This is a genomic window from Mesorhizobium sp. P2_F7 (assembly GCF_056403695.1).
Window position 1 is genome coordinate 31908 of record NZ_JBFUFA010000003.1, and the last position, 22983, is coordinate 54890.

Annotated in this window: 25 protein-coding genes; 10 read left to right on the plus strand and 15 right to left on the minus strand. The window is 64.1% G+C overall.

What is annotated here, in order from left to right; translation table 11 throughout:
• Positions 1-8 precede the first annotated feature (8 nt).
• From AC1DZ8_RS09940 to AC1DZ8_RS09950, 3 genes are all read right to left on the minus strand, one after another.
• The gene (locus AC1DZ8_RS09940) at positions 9-572 is read right to left on the minus strand and encodes a TIGR02281 family clan AA aspartic protease (RefSeq protein ID WP_477310270.1); all 564 of its coding nucleotides are present in this window, start codon (positions 570-572) and stop codon (positions 9-11) included.
• 129 nt (positions 573-701) lie between these two features.
• On the minus strand, positions 702-1331 hold the full coding sequence (upp, locus tag AC1DZ8_RS09945) for a uracil phosphoribosyltransferase (RefSeq protein WP_095084682.1): 630 nt from the start codon (positions 1329-1331) through the stop codon (positions 702-704).
• A 116-nt stretch (positions 1332-1447) separates the two neighbouring features.
• Positions 1448-2422, minus strand: a complete 975-nt coding sequence (locus AC1DZ8_RS09950; RefSeq protein ID WP_477310268.1) for an adenosine deaminase — start codon at positions 2420-2422, stop codon at positions 1448-1450.
• Positions 2423-2556: 134 nt separating this feature from the next.
• On the opposite strand from AC1DZ8_RS09950, the gene ubiE reads away from it, so the two are divergent.
• The 3 genes from ubiE to coaBC all read left to right on the plus strand — a co-directional run bounded on the left by ubiE (position 2557) and on the right by coaBC (position 6504).
• Positions 2557-3333, plus strand: coding sequence for a bifunctional demethylmenaquinone methyltransferase/2-methoxy-6-polyprenyl-1,4-benzoquinol methylase UbiE (ubiE, locus tag AC1DZ8_RS09955; protein WP_477310266.1), 777 nt, complete (start codon positions 2557-2559; stop codon positions 3331-3333).
• A gap of 43 nt (positions 3334-3376) precedes the next feature.
• Positions 3377-4951: a 2-polyprenylphenol 6-hydroxylase gene (gene ubiB / locus AC1DZ8_RS09960; RefSeq protein ID WP_477400815.1), complete on the plus strand. Its 1575-nt coding sequence runs from the start codon at positions 3377-3379 to the stop codon at positions 4949-4951.
• A gap of 80 nt (positions 4952-5031) precedes the next feature.
• A complete protein-coding gene (coaBC, locus tag AC1DZ8_RS09965; protein ID WP_477303859.1) occupies positions 5032-6504 on the plus strand; it encodes a bifunctional phosphopantothenoylcysteine decarboxylase/phosphopantothenate--cysteine ligase CoaBC in 1473 nt (490 codons plus the stop codon).
• Positions 6505-6526: 22 nt separating this feature from the next.
• Here the strand turns inward: coaBC and AC1DZ8_RS09970 are convergent, their stop codons facing one another.
• Entirely contained in the window at positions 6527-7852 is a 1326-nt protein-coding gene (locus AC1DZ8_RS09970) for an aspartate aminotransferase family protein (RefSeq protein WP_477303857.1), read from the minus strand.
• 98 nt (positions 7853-7950) lie between these two features.
• Here AC1DZ8_RS09970 and AC1DZ8_RS09975 point away from each other — a divergent pair, with 98 nt between their 5' ends.
• Complete coding sequence (locus AC1DZ8_RS09975; RefSeq protein ID WP_477303855.1) at positions 7951-8796, plus strand: LysR family transcriptional regulator; 846 nt, start codon at positions 7951-7953, stop codon at positions 8794-8796.
• A gap of 42 nt (positions 8797-8838) precedes the next feature.
• Here the strand turns inward: AC1DZ8_RS09975 and AC1DZ8_RS09980 are convergent, their stop codons facing one another.
• The 9 genes from AC1DZ8_RS09980 to AC1DZ8_RS10020 all read right to left on the minus strand — a co-directional run bounded on the left by AC1DZ8_RS09980 (position 8839) and on the right by AC1DZ8_RS10020 (position 15612).
• The gene (locus AC1DZ8_RS09980; protein ID WP_477303853.1) at positions 8839-10275 is read right to left on the minus strand and encodes an MFS transporter; all 1437 of its coding nucleotides are present in this window, start codon (positions 10273-10275) and stop codon (positions 8839-8841) included.
• Between the two features lie 148 nt (positions 10276-10423).
• Positions 10424-10906 carry a DUF992 domain-containing protein gene (locus AC1DZ8_RS09985; protein ID WP_477303851.1) on the minus strand — a complete coding sequence of 161 codons (483 nt, stop codon included), beginning with the start codon at positions 10904-10906 and terminating at the stop codon, positions 10424-10426.
• Between the two features lie 89 nt (positions 10907-10995).
• Complete coding sequence (locus AC1DZ8_RS09990; RefSeq protein ID WP_477303849.1) at positions 10996-11469, minus strand: DUF992 domain-containing protein; 474 nt, start codon at positions 11467-11469, stop codon at positions 10996-10998.
• Positions 11470-11608: 139 nt separating this feature from the next.
• On the minus strand, positions 11609-12259 hold the full coding sequence (locus AC1DZ8_RS09995; protein WP_477303847.1) for a DUF4274 domain-containing protein: 651 nt from the start codon (positions 12257-12259) through the stop codon (positions 11609-11611).
• A 57-nt stretch (positions 12260-12316) separates the two neighbouring features.
• Positions 12317-13171, minus strand: coding sequence for a tetratricopeptide repeat protein (locus tag AC1DZ8_RS10000; RefSeq protein ID WP_477303845.1), 855 nt, complete (start codon positions 13169-13171; stop codon positions 12317-12319).
• A 208-nt stretch (positions 13172-13379) separates the two neighbouring features.
• Positions 13380-13658 carry a 30S ribosomal protein S21 gene (rpsU, locus tag AC1DZ8_RS10005; protein WP_023671138.1) on the minus strand — a complete coding sequence of 93 codons (279 nt, stop codon included), beginning with the start codon at positions 13656-13658 and terminating at the stop codon, positions 13380-13382.
• Between the two features lie 176 nt (positions 13659-13834).
• Complete coding sequence (locus AC1DZ8_RS10010) at positions 13835-14221, minus strand: SET domain-containing protein-lysine N-methyltransferase (protein WP_112559216.1); 387 nt, start codon at positions 14219-14221, stop codon at positions 13835-13837.
• 104 nt (positions 14222-14325) lie between these two features.
• A complete protein-coding gene (locus AC1DZ8_RS10015; RefSeq protein WP_477303842.1) occupies positions 14326-15117 on the minus strand; it encodes an SDR family oxidoreductase in 792 nt (263 codons plus the stop codon).
• A gap of 126 nt (positions 15118-15243) precedes the next feature.
• Positions 15244-15612: a YrdB family protein gene (locus AC1DZ8_RS10020; RefSeq protein ID WP_477303841.1), complete on the minus strand. Its 369-nt coding sequence runs from the start codon at positions 15610-15612 to the stop codon at positions 15244-15246.
• Between the two features lie 202 nt (positions 15613-15814).
• Here AC1DZ8_RS10020 and AC1DZ8_RS10025 point away from each other — a divergent pair, with 202 nt between their 5' ends.
• The 6 genes from AC1DZ8_RS10025 (at position 15815) to AC1DZ8_RS10050 (ending at position 21719) form a co-directional block, all read left to right on the plus strand.
• A complete protein-coding gene (locus AC1DZ8_RS10025; protein WP_112559217.1) occupies positions 15815-17068 on the plus strand; it encodes a sarcosine oxidase subunit beta in 1254 nt (417 codons plus the stop codon).
• Positions 17069-17111: 43 nt separating this feature from the next.
• Positions 17112-17546, plus strand: coding sequence for a hypothetical protein (locus AC1DZ8_RS10030; RefSeq protein WP_477303838.1), 435 nt, complete (start codon positions 17112-17114; stop codon positions 17544-17546).
• Positions 17547-17558: 12 nt separating this feature from the next.
• On the plus strand, positions 17559-17855 hold the full coding sequence (locus AC1DZ8_RS10035) for a sarcosine oxidase subunit delta (RefSeq protein WP_477303836.1): 297 nt from the start codon (positions 17559-17561) through the stop codon (positions 17853-17855).
• The gene (locus AC1DZ8_RS10040) at positions 17852-20845 is read left to right on the plus strand and encodes a sarcosine oxidase subunit alpha (protein WP_477400820.1); all 2994 of its coding nucleotides are present in this window, start codon (positions 17852-17854) and stop codon (positions 20843-20845) included. Before AC1DZ8_RS10035 ends, AC1DZ8_RS10040 begins: the two co-directional genes overlap by 4 nt.
• On the plus strand, positions 20838-21410 hold the full coding sequence (locus AC1DZ8_RS10045) for a sarcosine oxidase subunit gamma (RefSeq protein ID WP_477303832.1): 573 nt from the start codon (positions 20838-20840) through the stop codon (positions 21408-21410). Before AC1DZ8_RS10040 ends, AC1DZ8_RS10045 begins: the two co-directional genes overlap by 8 nt.
• Before the next feature lie 78 nt (positions 21411-21488).
• Complete coding sequence (locus AC1DZ8_RS10050) at positions 21489-21719, plus strand: hypothetical protein (protein WP_477303830.1); 231 nt, start codon at positions 21489-21491, stop codon at positions 21717-21719.
• Between the two features lie 120 nt (positions 21720-21839).
• On the opposite strand, the gene AC1DZ8_RS10055 is transcribed toward AC1DZ8_RS10050, so the two are convergent.
• Together AC1DZ8_RS10055 and AC1DZ8_RS10060 are read right to left on the minus strand one after the other, a co-directional pair.
• Entirely contained in the window at positions 21840-22073 is a 234-nt protein-coding gene (locus tag AC1DZ8_RS10055) for a DUF680 domain-containing protein (protein WP_477303828.1), read from the minus strand.
• 195 nt (positions 22074-22268) lie between these two features.
• Entirely contained in the window at positions 22269-22913 is a 645-nt protein-coding gene (locus AC1DZ8_RS10060) for a TetR/AcrR family transcriptional regulator (protein ID WP_477303826.1), read from the minus strand.
• Between the last annotated feature and the right edge of the window lie 70 nt (positions 22914-22983).

Genomic DNA, 22983 nt, shown 5'->3' on the forward strand with positions numbered 1-22983 from the left:
GAGGTAGCCTACTGCACGAGCAGCAAGGTGCCGTTTTCGACCTGGTATTTTGCCAGCCGCTGCAAAAAGCTCATGCCGATCAGGTTGGTCTGCAGCGCCCTGTCGTCGAGCACCACCGCCTGGATGTTGTCGACGCTGATCTTGCCGATCTGCAGACGGTCGATGTTGACCACGGCCGCTCTGATCGCGCCGTTGGCGGTGTTGACCTGATGGCTGAAATCCGACGGGTTGAGCGAGATGCCGATGCGCCGCGCCGTCGAGGTGTTGATGGCGACCAGCGTGGCGCCGGTGTCGATCATGCCGTCGACCTGGCGGCCGTTGAGCTTGAAGGCGGAGGTGAAATGACCGCGCTCGTCGGCCGCCACCAATACCTTGCGGCCGGTGGGCAGCGGTGCGGCCGGTTTGTCGGGAACCGAAGCGAGTTTCAGCTCGGGCGGCGGTTCGGCGGCCGGCTTGCTGGCAACCGTCGACTTCAGCAGACTGTCCAGTATTTGCGGGTTCGACTGGTAGACAATCGGGATCGACGCCGATGTTCCGGCGAACACGCCAAGAATGACAAGCTTGCGCAGCATGAATGGACCTTCGTGAAGGCCCATTCTTGTCCGCACATGGTGTTTGCCGCTTTAACGCCTGCCCGAAACCGAGGCTTTGCGTAAACGGGCGGTAAACGAGGAAGCGTCAGCCGGCTTTGCCAGCCGCCGTCATTTGGTCCCGTACATGCGGTCGCCGGCATCGCCGAGGCCGGGCATGATGTAGCCCTTCTCGTTGAGCTGGCGGTCGATGGAGGCGGTGAAGACCGGGACATCGGGATGCGCCTTGGTGAAGCGCTCTATGCCTTCGGGCGCCGCCAGCAGGCAGAGGAAGCGGATGTTGGTGGCGCCGCGCCCTTTCAGCTTGTCGATGGCCGCGATCGCCGAATTGGCGGTCGCCAGCATCGGGTCGACGACGATCACCAGCCGGTCGGCGAGATCGCTCGGCGCCTTGAAGAAATATTCCACCGCCTCCAGCGTCTCGTGGTCGCGGTAGAGGCCGATATGGGCGACGCGCGCCGCCGGCACCAGGTCGAGCAGGCCTTCGAGCAGGCCGTTGCCGGCGCGCAGCACCGAGGCGAAGACCAGCTTCTTGCCCTCCAGCGTCGGCGCCTCCATGGTCTCTATCGGCGTCTCGATGGTGGTCGTCGTCAGTTCGAGGTTGCGGGTGACCTCATAGCCGAGCAGCAGCGAGATCTCGCGCAGCAGCCGCCGGAACCCGGCGGTCGACGTCTCCTTCTTGCGCATGATGGTCAGCTTGTGCTGGACAAGCGGGTGGTCGACGACGGTGACGCCCTGCATGGGTTGCTCCTGAATTTTTCGCTGCTTGGGAAAGACCCTAGCGACAATGCGCCGGCCAAGGAACCGCTTGGGCGTGACCGGCCACAGTTTTGTCGCGGGAAATCGTCGGGAAGCGGTCAGCGCGCGGCGCTGTTCAGACGTGCCAGAAGCGCAGTCTTGGTCTTCCTGTCGACGAAAGCCGCCTCGATCGCCGTTTTGGTGACGGCGGTCAGCGCCTTTTCGTTCATAGCGAAATGCTCGGCGGCAATGTCGTATTCGCGCTTCAGCGAGGTCCAGAAATAGGGCGGATCGTCGGAGTTCAGCGTCACCTTGCAGCCGGCAGCCTGCAGTGCCGGAAAGGGGTGATCGGCGAAACTGTCGTAGACTTTTAGCGCGATGTTGGAGCCGGGGCAGCACTCGAGCACGATGCCCTCGTCGGCGATGCGCCGCACCAGATCGGGGTTTTCGATGGCGCGCACACCGTGGCCGATGCGCGAGGGGCGGATGTAGTCGAGGGCTGCCTGCACCGTCTCCCATCCGGTCAGTTCGCCGGCATGGATGGTGATGCCGAGGCCGGCCTCGCGGGCGATCTCGAAAGCACGGACATAATCCTCCATCTCGCCCATGCGCTCGTCGCCGGCGACGCCGAAGCCGGTGACCAGCGGGTTGCCGCAGCGCGCCGCGAAGCGCGCCGCCTGCTCGATCGATTCGACGCCGACATGGCGCACGCCGGTGACGATCATGCGGCCCTCTATGCCGGTCTTGGCCTTGGCGCGCAGCATGCCTTCGCCGAGTGCGTCCGTGTAGGCCTTGGGCGACAGGCCGGCCCTGACGGCATGGTCGGGCGAGGTGAACACCTCGGAATAGATGGCGCCGTCGCGCGCCAGGCTGGTCAGATAATGGTCGGCGAGGCGGGCATAGTCCTCCTCGGTGCGGAACAAATCGGCGGAAAAATCGTATGCGGCGAGGAAGGAGGTGAAGTCGTGCCAGACGAAGGAACCGTTCTGGATATAGGGCGAGGTGTCCTTGCCGTATTTCTGCGCCTGGCGAATGACGAGCTCGGGCGCCGCTGCCCCTTCAATGTGGCAGTGCAGTTCTGCTTTCAAAGGCATTCAAACATCCCGTCTGTCAGTCCAGGTCGAAAAAGCCCACCACCTGGAAGCGCGGCTGAACACCGCGCCTTAAACAATAGCGCCCGCACCATCGATCGGCTATGGTCCCGCCGGTTTTATGACGGATCAAAATAATGTCAGTTGAGAGAACCACGGCCGCGGGCGGCATGGAAACCTCCTATGGTTTCAAGAGCGTAGGGCCAGGCGACAAGCAGCCCTTGGTCAACGACGTTTTCCACAAGGTGGCGAACCGCTACGACCTGATGAACGACCTGATGTCGGCTGGACTGCACCGGCTGTGGAAGGACGCCATGGTGACATGGCTCAATCCGCCGAAACGTCCAGGCTGGAAAGTGCTCGACGTGGCCGGTGGCACCGGCGACATCGCCTTCCGCATCGTCGACGCCAGCCACGGTAACGCGCATGCCACAGTGCTCGACATCAACGGCTCGATGCTCGGCGTCGGCCGCGACCGGGCTGAGAAGAAGGGCCTCTCCGGAAGCACCGATTTCGTCGAGGCCAATGCCGAAGAACTGCCTTTTGCGGACGGCACCTTCGACGCCTACACCATCGCTTTCGGCATCCGCAACGTGCCGCGCATCGATGTCGCGCTGACGGAAGCCTTCCGCGTGCTGAAGCCCGGTGGGCGCTTTTTGTGCCTGGAGTTTTCCGAGGTCGAAATGCCGCTGCTCGACAAGGTCTATGAAGCTTGGTCGTTCAACGCCATCCCGCAGATCGGCAAGATGGTGACCGGCGACGGCGAACCCTACTCCTATCTGGTCGAATCGATCCGCAAATTCCCCAACCAGCAGAACTTTGCTTCGATGATCACCCGCGCCGGCTTCGAGCGGGTTTCGTTCCGCAACTATTCCGGCGGTATTGCCGCCCTGCATTCGGGCTGGAAGCTTTGAGGCAGGACAGTTTGCAGCAGGTCTCTTTGAAGCAGGTCCGGGCATGAGCAGCGTCGGCGCCGCCTTTCGGCTGGCACGGGCCGGCTGGGTGCTGGTCCGCGAGGGCGTGATCGCAGCACTTCCGGGCGACGAACTCACCGGCCTGCCGAAATTCGGCTGGCGCATGGCCAGGCTGTTCACTCGCCGCCGCGCGCTCGCCTACGAGCGCAGCGACCGGCTGGCCAAGGCGGTGGTCCGGCTCGGGCCCTCCTACGTCAAGCTTGGCCAGTTCCTGGCGACGCGGCCCGATGTCGTCGGCAACGACATGGCGCTCGACCTCGCCATGCTGCAGGACAAGATGCACACTTTTCCGCAGGCGGAAGCGGTGGCGGCGATAGAGGGCTCGCTCGGGCGCAAGATCGGCGAGCTCTATACCGCGTTCGGCGATCCGGTGGCGGCGGCCTCCATCGCCCAGGTTCATCCGGCGCAAGCCATCCATGATGGCGTCGATACCAAGGTGGCGGTGAAGGTGATCCGGCCGGGCGTGCGCCGCCGCTTCTTCCAGGATCTGGAGAGCTATTTCCTCGCCGCGCGGCTGCAGGAGAAATACATCCCGTCGTCGCGCCGGCTGCGGCCGGTCGAGGTGACCGAGACGCTGGCGCAGACCACCAAGGTCGAGATGGATCTCAGGCTCGAGGCGGCTGCGCTTTCGGAGCTCGGCGAAAACACCAAGGATGATCCCGGTTTTCGCGTGCCGTCGGTCGACTGGGAACGCACCGGCCGCGACGTGCTGACCATGGAGTGGGTCGACGGCGTCAAAATGAACGACGTGGCTGGTCTCGTGGCGGTCGGTCACGATCTCAAGGCGATCGCCACCAACCTGATCCAGTCGTTCCTGCGCCACACGTTGCGCGACGGCTTCTTCCACGCCGACATGCATCCGGGCAATCTGTTCGTCGAGGCCAACGGCGATATCGTCGCCGTCGATCTTGGCATTGCTGGACGGCTCGGCAAGAAGGAGCGCCGGTTCCTTGCCGAAATCCTCTACGGCTTTATCACCCGCGACTATCTGCGCGTCGCCGAAGTGCATTTCGAGGCCGGCTATGTGCCGCGCCAGCATAATGTCGCTGCCTTCGCGCAGGCGATCCGCGCCATTGGCGAACCGATCCATGGCCAGCCGGCCGAGACGATCTCGATGGCCAAGCTTTTGACGCTGCTGTTCGAGGTCACCGAACTGTTCGACATGGCGACGCGGCCGGAACTGATCCTGCTGCAGAAGACCATGGTGGTGGTCGAAGGCGTGGCGCGCACGCTCGACCCGGCCTTCAACATGTGGAAGACGGCCGAGCCGGTGGTCGGCCAGTGGATCGCCGGCAATCTGGGTCCGAGCGGCCTGCTCATGGACGCGCGCGACGGCGCCAAGGCGCTGCTGGCGCTCGCTCGCCAGGCGCCGGACTTTGTCGCCCGCACCGAGCGGCTGTCGCGCGAGATCGATCTGATGGCCGAGCATGGCCTGCGCTTCGACGAGGCGACCTCGCGCGCCATCGGCAAGGCCGAAGCGCGCTATACGCGCTCCGGCCGAGTGGCGCTGTGGGTGATTGCGCTGACGCTGGTTTATATCGCTTGGAAGCTGTTCTAGCGGTCTGCCAGGAGCGGCTTGTCCCCAACTGATTGCATTGCTATCATTGCTTCCGGTTGTGTCGAGCAGAGTGCAATCATATGGCCAGCATCACCATCCGCAATCTCGACGATGACGTGAAAGACCTGCTGCGGCAACTCGCAGCAGAGAATGACCGCTCGATGGAAGAGCAGGCGCGGGTGATGATCCGTGCCGCGGTCGAGGGCCAGCTTGGCCCCTCCGGTCGCATCGAGCGGATCGAAGAAACGCTGCGGGAGTTGGCTGTTGCACGCAGCCCGGCAGCACCGGTCGTTGCTGCGGTGAGCAAGACCCAGCCGCGTGGTTCTCTCTCCGGCAAGCGCATCCTCCTCATCATCGGCGGCGGCATTGCCGCCTACAAGGCGCTCGACCTGATCCGCCGGCTGCGCGAGCGCGGTGCCGCGGTGCGCGTGGTGATGACAGCGGCCGCGCAGGAGTTCGTCACCACTTTGTCAGTCGGGGCGCTTTCGGCCGACCACGTCTTTACGGAACTGTTCGACCGCAAGGACGAGCATGATGTCGGCCATATCAGGCTGTCGCGCGAGGCCGACCTTCTGGTGGTGGCGCCGGCCACCGCCGACCTGATGGCCAAGCTCGCCAACGGCCACGCCAATGACCTGGCCTCGACCGTGCTGCTCGCCACCGACAAGAAGGTGCTGCTGGCGCCGGCGATGAACCCGAAAATGTGGTCGCATGCCGCGACGCGCCGCAACCGTCTGACGTTGGCCAAGGACGGCATTGCCTTTGTCGGCCCTGCCAAGGGCGAGATGGCCGAGAGCAACGAGGCCGGTGAAGGCCGCATGGCCGAGCCGCTGGAGATCGTCGCGGCGATCGAGGCATTGCTCGACACAAAGCCGAAGCCATTGGCCGGCCGCAGGATCATCGTCACCTCAGGGCCGACGCATGAGCCGATCGACCCGGTGCGCTACATCGCCAATCGCTCGTCGGGCAAGCAGGGCCATGCGATTGCGGCAGCGCTGGCGAGACTAGGTGCGGATGTGCAGCTGGTCTCCGGTCCGGTCAGCATTGCCGACCCGGCCGGCGTTGCGACGACGCATGTCGAGACCGCAGCCGAGATGAAGGCGGCCGTCGAGCAGCTGCTGCCGGCGGATGCCGCGGTGTTCGTCGCGGCGGTCGCCGACTGGCGCACCGCCGGTACGGCCGGCGAGAAGATCAAGAAGGTGGCGGGCGAGGGGCCGCCGGCGCTGCAGATGGTCGAAAACCCCGACATTCTCGCCGGCGTGGGGCATCACCAGAAGCGTCCGGGACTGGTCGTCGGGTTCGCCGCCGAGACGCAGGACCTGATCGCCAATGCCGAGGCCAAGCTGAAGAAGAAAGGCGCCGATTTCATCGTCGCCAATGATGTCTCGCATGAAAGCGGCGTCGGCCCCACCGGCGTCATGGGCGGCGACCGCAACAAGGTGCGGATCGTGTCGAAAGCCGGCGTCGAGGAATGGCCGGAAATGGGCAAGGACGAAGTGGCGGCGCGACTCGCCGCGCTCATCGCCGAGCGGCTGAAGACGATCGTGGTCTAAGCAGCCGCACCAGCCGCCCGGCTCACTCCGCGGCGATGCCGGGAGCGCTGGCTGCAAGTCCGGCTTCGATCGACTCCGAGATGATCCGCAAGCCAAGATCCAGTTCCTGTTCGGAGATGGTCAGTGGCGGGGCGATGCGGAAGACGCCGCCCATGCCGGGCAGCTTGACGATGTTCATGCTGAGCCCGCGCCGGAACGCTTCCGCCGCAATCACGGCGCCGAGCTGGTGGTCCGGCTGCTTGCCGTCCTTGACGATCTCGACGCCGAGCAGAAGGCCGCGCCCGCGCACGTCGCCGACACAGTCATGCCGCTGCTTCAGCCGCGACAGCCCGTCGAACAATTTCGCGCCCATATGCCGGGCGCGGTCGACCAGTTTTTCCTCCTCCACCACATCGAGCACTGCCAGTCCGACCGCCGCCGGCAGCGGGTCGGAGACATGCGTGGTGTAGAACAGGAAGCCTTTTTCATGCGCGGCGTCTTCGATCTCGGCTGTCGTCATCACGGCCGACAGAGGCAGGCCGGCGCCGATGGTCTTGGACAGGGTGAGAATGTCAGGGGTGACGCCGTCCCTCTGGAAGGCGAACATATCTCCGGTGCGGCCGATGCCGGTCTGCGCTTCGTCCAGGATCAGCAGCATGCCGCGTTCGCGGCATTTTTGCTGTAGCGCCGCCAGATAGCCCAACGGCAGTTCCAATATGCCGCCGCTCGACAGGATCGGCTCGGCGACAAAGGCCGCCAGGCTTCCGGTCGACTGGCTATCGACGAGATCGAAGGCGTCGTCGAGTTCAGTCAGCCAGTCCAGCGAGTCGTCGGCATTCCTGAAGCGCGGCCGGAAACTGTTGGGGGCGGGGATGGCGAGCGATCCGACCGTGGCCGGACCGTAGCCCTTGCGGCCGGCGCTGTAGGTCGCCGAGGCCGCCGCACCCGTCATGCCGTGCCAGCTCTTCGAGAAGGCAACGACCTCGTGTTTTCCCGTCACCAGCTTCGCCATGCGGATCGCGGCTTCATTCGATTCCGCACCGGTCGAAAGCAGCATCACCCGGTCGAGCCCCGGCGCAAGTGCTGCGAGCCGTTCGGCAAGCTCGACCACCGGCCTCGACAGCATGCCGCTGAAGAGGTGGGCTACCTTCTCGACCTGGCGTGTCACCGTCGAAACGATCCTGGGGTGGGAATGGCCGAGCAGCGCGCTCATCTGGCCGGAGGTGAAGTCGAGGATCGGCCTGTCGTCGGCATCGTAGACGAAGGAGCCGGCGGCACGCTCGATGATGGCGGGTTCGAAGCTGCCGCCATAGCGGATCAAATGCTTCTGCGCCGCCGCCCAGAATTCGCGATCCGCGTTTTTCGACATGCCGCTGCTCCATCAAACCGTTGAGGAGCAAAAAATAGCCGATGGTACGAATGCAGTAAAATTGATAGTAATCGGATTCCGATATCAATGGAATTGATATGCAGGCTCCACTCGATCTCAAACTGCTGGCGACCTTCGTGCGGGCGGCTCATTCGGGGACCCTGAGCGCGGTCGCCATACAGGTCGGCCGCACGCAGTCGGCCGTGACCATGCAGATACAGCGGCTCGAGGAGGCGCTGGGCCAGAACCTGTTTCATCGCAGCGGCAGCGGCGTGCGGCTCACCGGCAGCGGCGAGCGGTTTCTCGCCTATGCCGAGCGCATCCTCAAACTCCATGACGAGGCGATCTCGGCGCTGTCCGACAAGGGCCTGCACGGCTCGATTATTTTCGGCAGCCCCGAGGATTATCTCAGCGCCTTCTTTCCCGCGCTCTTGAAGAGTTTCGGCACGATGTATCCCGATGTCGAGATCAAGGTCGTTTCGGCGCCGACGGTCGAATTGCGGACGCTTCTCAACGGGCGCCAGATCGATCTCGCGCTGGTTTCGGATGCAGACGATGCACAAGGCGTCGTGCGCACGGAACGGCTGGTCTGGGTGGGAAGCAAGCCGGCGCTCGACCTCTACGCGTTCGGAGAAACCGTTCCGCTGGCGCTGTCGGCGTCGAATGCCGTCGACCACAGAGCGGCGTGCGAAGCCATGGCCCGCGCCGGGCTGCGCTACAAGATCGCCTATGCCAGCAACAGCCTTGCCGGGTTGATCGCCGTGGCGCGGTCGGGTCTCGCCATCAGCGTGATGGCGCAGGAGGCGGTGCCATCCGACCTGCATGTTCTGCCACTGCCTCCACTGCCGCGCCTTGGCATTCTGATTGCTTTTGCCGACACGGAGCGATCCCCCGCGGTCGAGGCGTTTGCCAATCACATACGCGGCGTTCTTCCGTTGCTTTGAGAGGTGGCCGGTTACCGGCGACCGGCCAATCCAGCGATGGCCTCAGCCTGTCGCCAATTGCGGCCGGCCTGCCGTCAAAGCCATCCGCAACGCCGCCAGGCAGCCGACAATGCCGAGCGGCACGAAGGCAAGGAACAGCCAGCCGGCGACGCTGGCCGCCGCGTCGCGGTTCAGCCCGGCGGAGAAGCCGCTGGCATTGGCGATGATGCCGGCCACGGCGGCACCCACGGCGTAGCCGATGCGCTGCATGGTCGGCACGGCGGCCGAGGCGATCGTCTGCTCGCCATCGCGAGCCGAGGCGACGATGATGCGGGTCAGGAACGGCCAGGTGACGCCGAAGCCGCCGCCTTGCAGCAGGGCGCAGACCAGGATCAGCGGGATCGATCCCGACGGGATCGACCAGGCGAAACCGGCGAGGCCGGATGCAATCATCAGCGCGCCGATGACGATGATCTGGCGCTCACGCTCCAGTGGCGCATTGGCGACGGCAATCGACAGGATCGACCAGGCGATCGATTCGGCGGCGATGATGTAGCCGGTGGTCAGGATCGGGATGCCGTGCAGCGTGGTGAGCAGCAGCGGCCCGTAGATCGAGAAGGAGACGGTCGCCACCGAAAAGGCGGCAACCACGGTCATGCCGCTGCCGAGCGGCGAGCGCCACGAAAACAGCTGCGAGGGGAACAGCCGCGAGCGCGGCTTCATGGCGTCGACGAAGACGAAGAACGCCAGGCCGGCGAGGCCGAGGATGAGCAGCAGCGATGAGCGCAGCAGGGCGACGTCGACGCCGGCGGTGGCGATCAGCACAACGGCGATGGCGAGACAGCCAAGTGCCGCAAAGGGGAAGGGCGGCGAGGTGCCGGCGGCGGCTTGCGGCTTTGTCGCCTCCGGCGTGTTCAGCACGATGAAGCTCGCCAGCGCCATGGCGATGCCGCCCAGCACGAAGACGCCGAAAGCCCAGCGCCAGGACAACAGCTCGACCATGATGGCGCCGAGCATCGGGCCGCTGAAGGCGGCAACGCCCCAGATCGCCGACATGATGCCGAACAGCTGCGGCCAGATGTTGCGGTCAAACAGCCGTTGGACCGAGACGTAGGCCAGCGACACCAGCGCGCCGCCGCCGAGACCCTCGACCAGGCGGCCGGCGAGAAACACCGGCATTGACGGTGCGGTGGCGCAGATCAGTGCGCCGGCGGCATAGAGCAAAGCGGCGACCGTGACGTTGGAGCGCAGAGCGACATAGCTGACCATGCGCCCGGCGGCAGCACCGGCGACGATGGCGCCGAGCTCGTAGACGGCCAGCGACCAGCCGACGAACTGCACGCCGGCGAGGTCGCCGACCATGGCCGGCATGACGGTTGCCACCATCGTCTCGTTGGTGGCGTGCAGCAGGATGCCGAGGCTGATGAAGCAGAAGCGAGCGAGGTCGCCGCTTGCCCGCAATGCCCGCCAGTCGACTTTGTTGCTGGTGATGTCAGTCATTCTTTTTACCCTGCCTTGCATATCTCTATGTCGGCGCATGGCGCCAGAAGCCAGCAAGGGTTTCCGGCGGGGCCATGCGCGCTGTTTCAGTCAGGGCAGGCTTGTAAAACCTCAACCACGGTTGAGTTCAAGCGGCTTTTTTCGCCGATCAGTTCTCGGTGCTGCGCAGCTGGAACTGGCTGACGCCGATGGCGATGTTGATGCCGGTCTGGGTCTGCAGGCTGAGCGGCTGCAAGGTGAAGGCCTGCGAGGAACCGCCGACCAGGAGATTGGCGCCGGCGCCGACCGCCGCCGTGACCTCGGCGCTGGCGCCGACATAGTCACCGGCCAGCGCACCCGGCGCATAGATGTTCTTCAGCGGCGTCAACACCAGCCACTGCATGACCGTCTGCTTGGTGGTGCCGATGTCGAGCCCGTATTTGTTGACGGCACCGAAATAGGCCTCCGGCGAGAAGCTCTTGTCGGCCGGCGTGAAGGTGCAGCTCAGATCCTTGCTGGAGCCGAAGATGAAGCCGGTGCCGCCGCCGATGGCGCAATCGAGCACGCCGAGTTCGAGGCCCTGGTCCTGCGCCCGGGTCTGCCCTGTCCAGGCAATGGCGATGATAGCGGCGGCGACTACGGTCTTGAGCATGGCGGTTCCCCCAAAATGCATGCGGCGCGAAACAGTATCCTGTTCCGCGCCGCACGTAGAGGGATCAGTCGATCCTTATTTGCCGATGCTTACTTGAACGAGTGGATCAGTTCCAGCGAGGTCACCGCCACCGCCACGTTGACGCCGGTCTGCGCCTGAACGCTGAGCGGCTCCAGCACAAAGGCGCCGTCCAGGCCGCCGACCAGCAGATTGGCGCCGCCGCCAGTCACGACGCTCGCCTCGGCGTTGACGCCGTAATAATGGCCGGCAAGGTCGCCCTCGTCATGGCCGCGGGTGGCGGCCAGAACTGCCCACACCAGCTGGCCCTGATGCGTCTGACCGAGATCGACGCCGAGCTTGGAGATCATCCCCGTGTATTTCTCGGACGGTCCATGGTGGTACGGGCGGAAGGTGCAGTCGACGCCCTTGTTCGACGTGACGACGTAGCCGACGCCACCGTCGATGGTGCAATCGAGCGTGCCGAGTTGAAGCTTGCCGGCGCTAGCGGGAACGGCAAACAGCGTCGTGGCGAGCGCTGCGGCACAGATGATTTTCTTGATCATGGGTCAGTCCTTTCGAAAATTGCCTTCAACAACGGTTGAATGGCCCGGAGCGTTCCGCCGAAAACTTGGCGCGATCAAGGCAAGGGTTAACGCTTTGCCATCGGTGGTTAAGATTGGGTGAGGGCGTGTCGGCCAAAGCTCAGTGGCGCCACAAGCGCCCGAGCGCCGACCAGGCCTTGTCCAGCGGGCCTGGGTCCGGCAAATCGACCAGCACCGTGCCGTGTAAATCCTGGGGGTACCGTTGGTAGAAGTCGATGTCGTTGACGGGCCGGCGTCCGCGAAGGGCGCGGCGCATATCGGGATGCGGCTTCAGCGGCGAGTGGGCGAGCTGACCGGCTTTCTCGACCAGCTCTTCAAAATCCTGCTCTATGAAATCATCGACGTCGAAGGCGATCTTCGAACGGACATAGCCATTGGCATTGATGCGCTGGGCAATGAACTTCAGCATCTCCCATACCGGGGCGTCGCTATCGTCCGTTCCGCCATTCTCCGCCGCCAGGATGAGGTAATAGGCCGGCTGCCCCAGCCAGAACATGGTCAAGGCCGTGGCCTTGTCGCATTGCGGCTGGCGGGCGATCCAGAGCAGCGGGTCGATATCCCAATCCCAGTTGAAGTCGAGCACAGCCCGATGCCAATCGTCGGGAGAGGCGGTTTCAAGCCAGGCGATCTGCTGCTTGATCAGGAGCTCGTTTTCATCCATCGCGGTGCCGTTCCGATGTCGCGGTCCGGCTTCCATTCTGGAACGCAAAGATTGCGATTTTGCTGCGCAGCGCCTTGCGAGGCGCTGCATCAGGAACGGAACATTGTTGAAAAAGGTCGACGCCGGTGGTGGCGCGCCGGCTGGATATCAGCCGGCGGCAGCGGTCGACGTGCGCGACAGGCCGTCCTTGGCCGGCTGATAGGTCGGGTCGAGATGGACGGCTTCGCGGTAGGCTTTCGACGCCTTGACCTTGTCGCCGCGGCGCTCGTAGATCAGCGCCTGATTGGACCAGGCCTCGGCGTTCTTGCCGTCGAGCTTGATGGCCATGTTGAAGTCGGAGAAGGCGTTATCCTCGTCATTCATGGCGAGATAGGACAGGCCGCGGCCGTTATAGGGTTCGGCGGCATCCGGCGCCAGCGAGATGGCGGTCGAGAAATCCTCGATGGCAAATTTGTGCTGGCCCTGGCTCTGATAGATCAGGCCGCGATTGTGGTAGGCGCGGGCATCGGTGGTGTCGAGCTGGATCGCCTTCTGGAAATCGTTGAAGGCCTGCTGGGTCTGGCCGGCTTTGCGGTAGAGGTTGCCGCGGCCGATATAGGCGGCGTCGTAGTTCGAATTGATCTGGATCGAGCGGTTGTAGTCGGCAAGGGCGGCGGACTGGTTGCCGAGGAAGCGCTGGATCAGCGCCCGGTTCGAATAGGCCTGGTAGAAATTCGGGTTAAGCTGGATGGCGGTGTCGAAGTCCTTCAGCGCCGCCTGGTACTGGCCGCCACGGCCATAGGCCGAGCCGCGCACATTGTAGCCTTCCGGATCCTGCGGATTGCGCTGGATCACCGCCGACAGCGAGGAGATGTTCTCGGTCGAGCCTTGCGCCTTGTCGATGTTGTTGAACTCGCCGGTCGGGACGCTCTGGCAGCTGGCAAGCACCAGGCCGGAGAGCAAGGCTGCCGTCAGGGCGAAACCGCGCATTGTGGTTCTGCGCTCTACGCTGGTTGCGTTCATGTCTGCCCTGTCCTCACTTCAGTCGCGTCGCTCAGTCCAGGTCCCCCTCCGGGCCGGGTCCACAGATTGTCGTAACAAAATCTAGAGCGTCGTTTGCGCGTTCAAGGGAACGCCCTCTAACAAAAAGGCGGCGCTCTAAACAAAAAGGTGGCGGCGATTCCGCATCGCGCCACCTCTGATATCCTTCGAAAAGGACGAAAAATTGGCGTTAGAACCGCGGCGGACGCGGAGCACCACCAGGGCCACCGGCGGCGCCGGCAGCAACCGGGCGCGGCGTCATCGGCAGCAGGCCTTCGCGCTGAGCGCGCTTGCGGGCCAGCTTGCGGGCGCGGCGAACGGCTTCAGCCTTTTCACGGGCGCGCTTCTCGGAAGGCTTCTCGTAGTGGCCGCGCATCTTCATTTCGCGGAAAATGCCTTCACGCTGCATCTTCTTCTTGAGAGCGCGAAGCGCCTGATCAACGTTATTGTCGCGGACGAGTACCTGCACGGGCAATCCTGTCTTTCGGGTTTGATATCAACAGGCAAGCGGCAATAGCCACATGCCTCCGCGGCGATTTACACCACGAATTGTGGCGGCTGATAGCAGAATCAGGCCGCTCTGTCCACACTCGAAATGAAGGACAACCGCCAATTTGCCACGGTCGCCTCGAGATAGGGCGCCAATCAGGCGCTGGCCAGGTGAAGCCGGGCGAAATCTTCAAAGAATTCGCCGTAGTCGCAGGTGATCTCCTCGCCGGCGGCGATGTCGCGGGTGGCGGTGGCGCCGCCATATTGTGAAAAGTCGGTGTTCGGCCGCTCGGCATGGTTCATGAAGCGGCCATTGTCGACCTCATAGACCATGAAGCCGGGGCGGTCCGGGCTCGGATAGGCGTAGCGGTCGAGCAGTTCGCGGAGATGCGGAGGGGCCGCTTCGTATCTGTCCATCGGGATCAGCCGGTCGAAATCCGGATCGAGCCGCCAGATCGAGGCGCCCTTTTTGATCGGCTCGGCGGCGAACACGCCGACGCCCTCGATTGCGCTCTGGGCGACATAGGTTCTGATCAGCAGCATATCCGTCTCCTCACTCGAAACCGAATTGCCAAATCGCGAGGAAAAAGCAAGTCCGGTTTCGAGGCTCTATGGCTGATCGGGGTAGGCTGTGACCGCGAAATGCTTCACGTCCGGGTGATCGAGACGCCGCCATCGGCAAACAGCGCCGATCCGGTGGTGAAGCTCGACGCGTCCGAAGCCAGGAAGAGCGCCGCGCGGGCGATTTCTTGCGGTTGCGCCATGCGCTTCAGCGCGTGCAGGCCTTCGACGAAAGCCAGCACTTCAGGGCCGGCACCCGGTGCGTTGGTGATGCTTGCCGGCGTGTCGGTGCCGCCCGGCACCAGCGCGTTGACCCGCACGCCTTTGGCGCCGTATTCGGCGGCCAGCACCTGCGTCAGCCCGATCAGCCCGGCCTTGCTGGCGGCATAGCTGGTCATGCCGGGTATGCCGACGGTGTGGCCGACGGTGTGGCCGACGAAGGTGGAGGTGAAGATCAGCGATCCGCCGCCGCGCTCGACCATGGCCGGCACCTGGTATTTCGCGCCGAGAAAGGCGCTGGTCAAATTGGCGTCGAGCGTCTCGCGCCAGCCCTCGAGCGACAGTTCCGAAATCGGACCCATTGGGCCGACGGAGCCGACATTGTTGAAAGCGACATCGAGCCCACCGAATGTTTCGAGAGCCAGGTCGACAAGCGCTTTTGCATAGGCCTCGTCGGTGACGTCGCCGGCAAGCGCGATGGCCGTGCCGTCGGCGTCCTCGATTTCAGCCACCAGCGCCTCAAGCTCGGCCTGGCGACGGGCGGCGACCACGACCTTGGCGCCTTCCTCGGCAAAGAGTTTCGCGGTGGCGCGGCCGATGCCGGAACTGGCGCCGGTGACGATGGCGACCTTGTTGGCGAGTGCGAACGTTTTCTGCATCCTTTTTCTTCGCCAGCAGCGCCGGCAATCGGGATGGGTAATCGCAGCCTGGGGCGGCGCGAGCCACCCGATACGTGCGCACTGTTCGGTTTGCTGAACTGAATGATGGCGGTACAGCCGCCCTGACTATTGCTTCAGCAGCCAGCCGAGGCGGTCGAGCGAAAATGCGTAGCTGATGGCGATGAGCAGCGTGACGATAATGCCCGTGGTCGTGTGACCGGCGGCGTAGAATCCGGCAGCACCGCCAAACTGGATCGCCAGTTCTAACACCAGCCGCACCGCACCCGGCACAGGCACCGGCGCACGACCTGACCGGCTTGGGTCGTCGCGCACCGCGAAGGTTCCCCACAGCACGGCTGCAATGAGCGGCAAGGTCAGAGCGAGGAGCCAGCGCCACCATCCGCCGGAGAGGCTCCAGCCGGCAATGCCGAGACCAAGCAAAGCGGCAAGTTCCAGCAGGAAGCGCAACGTCAGATTCCACCAGGCGTTGCCCATACTTGTCCTCCAGAGTCTCGCGACCGCCAGTGTGGCCGAACGTAACCTTGGCTGCCAGTCCGGGCCGGTCTTTTCCGCCACGGCGCAAAACGGCAAGCGCCGTCGCAAACAGCGCAAGGGTGGAAGCGCTGTTTCGCTAGTGATACACCTCGCGCGCCGGGGCCGAGTGAATGCCCCTGCCGCCATTTGCGAGGCTGGAACGTTGAAAAAATATTCGGTATTCGCCATCGCCCGCGAGGCCATGCGCGGCCACAAGGGCTGGGAGGAACAATGGTCCTCGCCCGAGCCGAACAAGGAATATGACGTCATCATCGTCGGCGCCGGCGGCCATGGCCTGGCCACCGCCTATTATCTCGCCACAGTGCACGGCATCACCAATGTCGCGGTGCTGGAAAAGGGCTGGCTCGGCGGCGGCAACACCGGCCGCAACACCACCATCATCCGCTCCAACTATCTCTATGACGAGAGCGCCGGCATTTACGACCATGCGCTCAAGCTGTGGGACGGGCTCTCCCAGGAGCTCAACTACAACGTCATGTATTCGGCGCGCGGCGTCATGATGCTGGCGCACAATGTGCACGACATCCAGGTGCTGAAGCGCCATGTCCATGCCAATCGCCTCAACGGCATCGACAATGAGTGGCTGACGCCCGAGCAGGCCAAGGAATTCTGCCCGCCGCTCAACATTTCGAAGCAGGCACGCTATCCCGTCGTCGGTGCAGCGCTCCAGCGCCGCGGCGGCACGGCGCGCCATGATGCGGTGGCCTGGGGCTATGCGCGCGGCGCTTCGGCGCGCGGCGTGCACATCATCCAGAATTGCGAGGTCACCGGGGTCAAGCGCGCCGCCAATGGCGCGGTCATGGGTGTCGACACGACGCGCGGCTTCATCGGCGCCAAGAAGGTGGGCGTGGTTGCCGCCGGCCATTCCTCGGTGATCATGAACATGGCCGGCGTTCGCATGCCGCTGGAAAGCTATCCGCTGCAGGCGCTGGTGTCGGAGCCGGTCAAGCCGGTGGTGCCGTGCGTGGTGATGTCCAACACGGTGCATGCCTACATCTCGCAGTCCGACAAGGGCGAGCTGGTGATCGGCGCCGGCACCGACCAGTATGTCTCCTATTCGCAGACCGGCGGCCTGCACATCTTGCAGCACACCCTGGACGCTATCTGCGAAATGTTCCCGATCTTCACGCGCATGAAGATGCTGCGTTCGTGGGGCGGCATTGTCGACGTCACGCCCGACCGCTCGCCGATCCTGGCCAAGACGCCGGTGCCCGGCCTTTACGTCAATTGCGGCTGGGGCACGGGCGGCTTCAAGGCGACGCCGGGTTCGGGCCATGTCTTTGCCCACACCATTGCCAAGGACGATCCGCACCCGATCAACGCGCCCTTCACCATCGAGCGCTTCCGCACCGGCCGCCTCATCGACGAGGCAGCGGCGGCGGCGGTGGCGCACTGATGATGGATGCCGCCACCACCATCTCGTTTCGGAGAGTCTACGGATGAGCTCGCTGGCGCTCGCCATAGTCGCAGCCTCGGCTCTGTCTTCGTCATGGAGCGGGGATTTGACGTATGTCGCGGCCGAAGATGAATTTCGGGCGCAAGCGATCTCCAAAGTCGGCATCGAGAAGGACTGGCCGTTCTCGGTCGACACCGGCTACCTGCTCTGCACCTTTCTGGGCAGCCAAAAGGTTGTTTTCTTCTTCGAAAGGCTGCCCCAGAACCCTAACCTCAAAGACACTGGTCCCGGGGATCGTGGCGTCTTGATCACGCTCGATCCCAAGAAAATCAATCTGGCCGGTTTAGGCAGCACCAGCATGTTTGCCCAGACACCGAGCCTGAAGGAGTTTCTTCGGCGACTAGGGCCTTATGCCGCCTTGGGCGAAGCGCTCTGCGATCAGCCGCCCGGCACCATTGTCGGCCCTAGCGAAATCTAAGGATCGGAAACCATGCTTCTCATCCGCTGCCCCTATTGCGAGGAAGAGCGCCCGGAGCTCGAGTTCCGCAACGCCGGCGAGGCGCATATTGCGCGCTCGGCCAATATTGCCGGCGAGAGCGACGACGACTTCGAAAAGTTCTTCTTCATCCGCTCGAACCCCAAGGGCATCATCTATGAGCGTTGGCGCCACATTCACGGCTGCGCGCGTTTCTTCAACGCGGTGCGTGACACCGTCACCGACAAGTTCGTCATGACCTACAAGGCGGGCGAGCCGAAACCTGCGAAGTTGCCGGGAGCTTCCAAATGAGCGGCGCGTTCCGTATTCCGAGCGCCGGCCGGCTCAGCCAGGCAAAGACCGCGCGCTTCAGCTTCGACGGCCAGTCCTACACCGGCATCGAAGGCGATACGCTGGCCTCGGCACTGCTCGCCAATGGCGTGCATCTTGTGGGACGTTCGTTCAAATATCACCGTCCGCGTGGCTTCCTGTCGGCCGGGGCGGAAGAGCCCAATGCGCTGGTTCAAATCGAGCGCGACGCGGCGCGCAAGGCGCCGAACATCCGCGCCACCGTGCAAGAGCTCTATGACGGGCTGGTCGCAAGCTCGCAGAACCGCTGGCCCTCGCTCGCCTTCGACGTCGGCGCAGTCAACGACATCGCGTCACCGCTGTTCTCTGCCGGCTTCTACTACAAGACTTTCATGTGGCCGAAGGCGGCGTGGAAGAGCCTGTACGAGCCGAAGATCCGCGCTGCTGCAGGCCTCGGCGTTTCGCCTGACAAGCCCGATCCCGACCATTATTCGTCGCGCTATGCGCATTGCGACGTGCTGGTGCTGGGCGGTGGTGCGGCCGGAATTACGGCGGCGCTTGCCGCTGCCGAAACCGGCGCGCGCGTCATCCTCGCCGACGAGCAGGCGGATTTCGGCGGCAGCCTGCGCTTCGAGACCGGCGCAAAGATCGATGGCCAGGACGGTTATGCCTGGGCGCAAGGCGCGATCGCGAAACTCAAGGCCATGGACAATGTCCGCGTGCTGTCGCGCACGACGGCCTTCGGCTACTACGCGCAGAATTTCGTCGCCCTGGTCGAGCGCGTCAGTGACCATCTGCAAAGCCCCGGCCACGATGTGCCGCGCGAGCGGCTGTGGCAGGTCCGCGCCAGGCGCGTGGTGCTGGCGACAGGCTCGATCGAGCGCCACATGGTGTTTGCCGACAATGACCGGCCCGGCATCATGCTGGCCTCGGCGGCACGCATCTATCTCAACCATTATGGCGTGGCGGTCGGCAAAAATGTCGGCGTCTACACCGCGAACGACTCGGCTTACGCGGCGGCGATCGACCTGAAGAAGGCCGGCGTCAACATCGCGGCGATCGTCGATTTGCGCGACCATCCGACCGGGCCGGTGATCGACGAGGCGAGGGCGCTCGGCATCGAGATCAATTTCGGCCGCGCGGTGATCCGCGCCGACGGCAAATTGCGTGTGACCTCGATGACCGTGCAGCCAAAGAATGGCGGCGGCGAGCGCACCATTCCCGTCGACGCCATCCTGATGTCGGCCGGCTGGACGCCGTCGGTGCATCTGTTCTCGCAATCGCGCGGCAAGGTCGCCTTCAACGACGAGACCAAGCGCTTCGTGCCCGGCACCTACGCGCAGGACTGCGTCTCGGTCGGAGCATGCAACGGCACGGACGGGCTGTCGGCGTCGATCGACGAAGCCTATGCGGCGGGCGCCAAGGCGGCGAAAGACGCCGGCGCCAAGGCGGCCAAGGGAGTCACACCGAAGGTTGATGCGAGCGAAAGCTGGTCGCGCGGCATGCTGGGCGCGGCGCCCGGCGCCGGACCGGACAAGACGGTCAAGGCCTTCGTCGATTTCCAGAACGACGTCACCGCCAAGGACATCCGCCAGGCGGTGCATGAAGGCATGCGCTCGATCGAGCACGTCAAGCGCTTCACCACCAACGGCATGGCGACCGACCAGGGCAAGACCTCCAACATGCACGGCCTGGCGATTGCCGCCGAGACGCTGGGCAAGCCGATCCCGGAGGTCGGCCTGACCACCTTCCGTGCGCCCTATACGCCGGTGACCTTCGGCGCGATCGTCAGCCATTCGCGCGGGCCGCTGTTCGACCCGACGCGCAAAACCGCGATCCATCCATGGGCCGAAGCGCAGGGTGCTGTGTTCGAGGATGTCGGCCAGTGGAAGCGCGCCTGGTATTTCCCTAGGGGCGGCGAGGACATGCATGCCGCGGTCGACCGCGAATGCGTTGCGGTGCGCACCAATGCCGGGCTGTTCGACGCCTCGACGCTGGGCAAGATCGAAGTGGTCGGGCCGGATGCCGCCAAGTTCATGGAGCTGCTCTATACCAATCCGTGGGAGAAGCTGGAGCCCGGCCGCTGCCGCTATGGCATCATGCTGCGCGAGGACGGCTTCATCTATGATGACGGCGTCGTCGGCCGGCTGGCGCCGGACCGCTTTCATGTGACGACGACGACGGGCGGCGCGCCGCGCGTCATGAACCATATGGAGGATTATCTCCAGACCGAATTCCCGCATCTCAATGTCTGGCTGACCTCGATCACCGAACAATGGGCTGTCATCGCCGTGCAGGGGCCGAAGTCGCGCGACATCATCGCGCCCTTGGTCGAAGGCATCGACATGTCGGACGAGGCGCTGCCGCATATGTCGGTGCGCGAAGGCAAGATCTGCGGCGTGCCGACAAGGCTGTTCCGTATGTCGTTCACCGGCGAGCGCGGTTTTGAAGTCAACGTGCCGGCCGACTACGGCCAGGCCGTCTGGGAAGCGCTGTGGGCCGAGGGCCAGAAGCATGGCGCTGCCGCCTATGGTACCGAGGCGATGCACGTGCTACGCGCCGAAAAGGGCTACATCATCGTCGGCCAGGACACGGACGGCACGGTGACGCCGAACGATGCCGGGCTCGACTGGGCGGTCGGCAAGAAGAAGACCGACTTCGTCGGCATCCGCGGCCTGACGCGGCCCGATCTTGTCGCCAAGGGCCGCAAGCAGCTGGTCGGCCTTAAGACCAAGGACCCGAAAGTGGTGCTGGAGGAAGGCGCGCAGATCGTCGCCGACCCCAAGCAGGCGATCCCGATGAAGATGATAGGCCATGTCACCTCGAGCTACTGGTCGGAAAATTGCGGCCGCTCGATCGCGCTGGCGCTGGTCGCCGGCGGGCGCGACCGGATGGGCGAGACGCTCTACGTGCCGATGCCGAACGGGGTCATCGAAGTGGAGGTTACCGGCATGGTGTTCTTCGACGAGACGGGAGGGCGCCTCAATGGCTAAGGCTGCTGCGAAAGCAAACGCATCGTCGGCTGAGCGCCGTCCGGCACAGGCCGGGCGCAGCGTCTCGGCGAAGAACGTCAAGGTCGAGGTTCTGCCGCCGGCGGAGCGCATCTCGCTGCGCGCGCCGGAGGCTTCCGTCGCCGCGCTGTCGAAGGCGCTCGGGTTGACCTTGCCGAAGCAGCCGAAGAGCTCGGCGACCAAGGCTGGCCGTACGGCACTGTGGCTCGGGCCGGACGAATGGTTTCTGATCGACGAGGCCGGAAAGGATCCGCTCGCCGATTGCGCAAAAGTGACCGCGCTGCATTCGGCGGTCGGCATCTCGCATCGCAACGTCGCCTTCGCCGTTACTGGCCCGGCGGCGGCTGCTGCGATCAATGCCGGCTGCCCGCAGGACCTGTCGCTGGAAGCCTTTCCGGTTGGAGCGGCCTCACGCACCATTCTCGGCAAGTGCGAGATCGTGCTGCTGCGCACCGCAGCCGACGCCTTCCGGGTCGAGTGCTGGCGCTCCTTCTCCGACTATGTCTTTACTTTCCTGTCGGAAGCAGCCAGCGACGCAGCGGCGTAGAGCAATCCTTTTCGGATTGCTCCGGGAACGTCTGCCGCGCGGGCTCGTTCTGCTTCCGCCTGTCGAGGGAGAGCCGCCATGCCGCCGAAAGCCACGCCAAAGTCACCGATCAAGAAGACGTCGGCGGTGCGCTCGCTCGAACATGAGCAGCATCACGCGGTGAGTGCCGAAGAGGAACTCGAGGAAGGTCTCGAGGATACGTTCCCGGCCAGCGACCCGGTGTCGATCACCGCGACCTCCATCTCCGGCGCTCCGGCGAGGCCGGGCAAGGCCAAGACCGTGCCGGGACGAAAGCCGCGCAAGACATAGTCCGTTCCGCGACGCTTAGGCTTGAACTCAGGAAAACCGCGGCATTCGCCGGGGGAAAATGGGCGGTCGGGATTGTCCTGCCGCCCTTAGTCGTTGTGCTGTTCGGTGGTCGCGCTCAATTTAGAACGTGCTCGGCACGATCCACGGGTCGATCTCGATGCCGAGGCGCGGGCCCTTGGCCTTGGCGTCCGGCTTTTCAACCGAGCCGGTCACGCTGCAATCGAGCTTGGCATTGGTCGTGGTGTCGACGCAGGTGGCAGCCGGGGCCTGCTTGGCCGAGTGGTTGCTGGTGGCAGCGAAGGCCGAGCCGGAGACCGCCAGCACGGTGGCGAGAGCGAGAAGGATCTTGTTCATGTCAGTCTCCATCGGTTAATTTGTTTTCGTACATGTACGATACAACGTACAGATACGCCCGAGGAAACAGGTTTTCAAGTCAGAAAACGTACATGTACGACAATTTTTTTTGAACACCCAAAATCGCGGCGTACTGACACAGCGGAAGCTGTCAGCCCGGACGTTCAATTGGAGGGGCGGGCGATACCCAGGTTGTCAGCAGTTGACCGGGGTCTTGTTCAGCGGTGGCACGTCTTGCGTGGTGAGCGAGGCAAGGGTGGAATCGCACATCCGCCTGACGAAAGCCTGCGGATCGCCAAAGGGGTAGAACGGAAAGGTGATCAGCAACGAGATAGTGCCGTGGCCGACCGCCCACAGCATGGTGGCGATGGCTCGCGCATCGCCGTGCAATTTGCCGGCGGCGACGCAGGCCTCGACCCTGGAGATCAGCGCTTTCATCGCCGGGTTGGCCTCTTCCATGTCCTCATAGCTTCTGCCCTCCGGCAGCTTGGTCTTTTCAGTCATGAAGACGGTACGGTATTCGTTGGGGTTGCCGAGCCCGAAGGCGGCATATTCGGTCATCACCGCCTTCAGCGCCTCGATCGGGTCGTCGGAGGGGTGCGCCTCGATGTTGCGGGCAAGTGTTTCGAACGCATCCTCGGCCAGCGCAAACAGGATGTCCTGCTTGTCGGCGAAATAGGAATAGACCGACATCGGGGCATAGCCGACCCGGTTGGCCAGCTTGCGGATCGTCAGGCCTTCATAGCCCTCTTCCTTGACAAGCTTGTGGGCTGCGTCGAGCAGCTCGGAACGCAGTTCGGCCTTTTGTTTTTCGCGGCGTTTCTGGACGCTCAGCGGCACGTGAGTCTGCCTTCATGGGGTGGGTGTTGGCTAAATTATATACGCTGTACGAAAACGAACAAGGCCGCCA

Excerpts from the sequence above, each read along its gene's own strand:
- AC1DZ8_RS09940 (WP_477310270.1), bottom strand. The coding sequence starts at position 572 with ATGCTGCGCAAGCTTGTCATTCTTGGCGTGTTCGCCGGAACATCGGCG.
- upp (WP_095084682.1), bottom strand. The coding sequence starts at position 1,331 with ATGCAGGGCGTCACCGTCGTCGACCACCCGCTTGTCCAGCACAAGCTG.
- AC1DZ8_RS09950 (WP_477310268.1), bottom strand. The coding sequence starts at position 2,422 with ATGCCTTTGAAAGCAGAACTGCACTGCCACATTGAAGGGGCAGCGGCG.
- ubiE (WP_477310266.1), top strand. The coding sequence starts at position 2,557 with ATGTCAGTTGAGAGAACCACGGCCGCGGGCGGCATGGAAACCTCCTAT.
- ubiB (WP_477400815.1), top strand. The coding sequence starts at position 3,377 with ATGAGCAGCGTCGGCGCCGCCTTTCGGCTGGCACGGGCCGGCTGGGTG.
- coaBC (WP_477303859.1), top strand. The coding sequence starts at position 5,032 with ATGGCCAGCATCACCATCCGCAATCTCGACGATGACGTGAAAGACCTG.
- AC1DZ8_RS09970 (WP_477303857.1), bottom strand. The coding sequence starts at position 7,852 with ATGTCGAAAAACGCGGATCGCGAATTCTGGGCGGCGGCGCAGAAGCAT.
- AC1DZ8_RS09975 (WP_477303855.1), top strand. The coding sequence starts at position 7,951 with ATGCAGGCTCCACTCGATCTCAAACTGCTGGCGACCTTCGTGCGGGCG.
- AC1DZ8_RS09980 (WP_477303853.1), bottom strand. The coding sequence starts at position 10,275 with ATGACTGACATCACCAGCAACAAAGTCGACTGGCGGGCATTGCGGGCA.
- AC1DZ8_RS09985 (WP_477303851.1), bottom strand. The coding sequence starts at position 10,906 with ATGCTCAAGACCGTAGTCGCCGCCGCTATCATCGCCATTGCCTGGACA.
- AC1DZ8_RS09990 (WP_477303849.1), bottom strand. The coding sequence starts at position 11,469 with ATGATCAAGAAAATCATCTGTGCCGCAGCGCTCGCCACGACGCTGTTT.
- AC1DZ8_RS09995 (WP_477303847.1), bottom strand. The coding sequence starts at position 12,259 with ATGCAGCGCCTCGCAAGGCGCTGCGCAGCAAAATCGCAATCTTTGCGT.
- AC1DZ8_RS10000 (WP_477303845.1), bottom strand. The coding sequence starts at position 13,171 with ATGAACGCAACCAGCGTAGAGCGCAGAACCACAATGCGCGGTTTCGCC.
- AC1DZ8_RS10010 (WP_112559216.1), bottom strand. The coding sequence starts at position 14,221 with ATGCTGCTGATCAGAACCTATGTCGCCCAGAGCGCAATCGAGGGCGTC.
- AC1DZ8_RS10015 (WP_477303842.1), bottom strand. The coding sequence starts at position 15,117 with ATGCAGAAAACGTTCGCACTCGCCAACAAGGTCGCCATCGTCACCGGC.
- AC1DZ8_RS10020 (WP_477303841.1), bottom strand. The coding sequence starts at position 15,612 with ATGGGCAACGCCTGGTGGAATCTGACGTTGCGCTTCCTGCTGGAACTT.
- AC1DZ8_RS10030 (WP_477303838.1), top strand. The coding sequence starts at position 17,112 with ATGAGCTCGCTGGCGCTCGCCATAGTCGCAGCCTCGGCTCTGTCTTCG.
- AC1DZ8_RS10035 (WP_477303836.1), top strand. The coding sequence starts at position 17,559 with ATGCTTCTCATCCGCTGCCCCTATTGCGAGGAAGAGCGCCCGGAGCTC.
- AC1DZ8_RS10040 (WP_477400820.1), top strand. The coding sequence starts at position 17,852 with ATGAGCGGCGCGTTCCGTATTCCGAGCGCCGGCCGGCTCAGCCAGGCA.
- AC1DZ8_RS10045 (WP_477303832.1), top strand. The coding sequence starts at position 20,838 with ATGGCTAAGGCTGCTGCGAAAGCAAACGCATCGTCGGCTGAGCGCCGT.
- AC1DZ8_RS10050 (WP_477303830.1), top strand. The coding sequence starts at position 21,489 with ATGCCGCCGAAAGCCACGCCAAAGTCACCGATCAAGAAGACGTCGGCG.
- AC1DZ8_RS10055 (WP_477303828.1), bottom strand. The coding sequence starts at position 22,073 with ATGAACAAGATCCTTCTCGCTCTCGCCACCGTGCTGGCGGTCTCCGGC.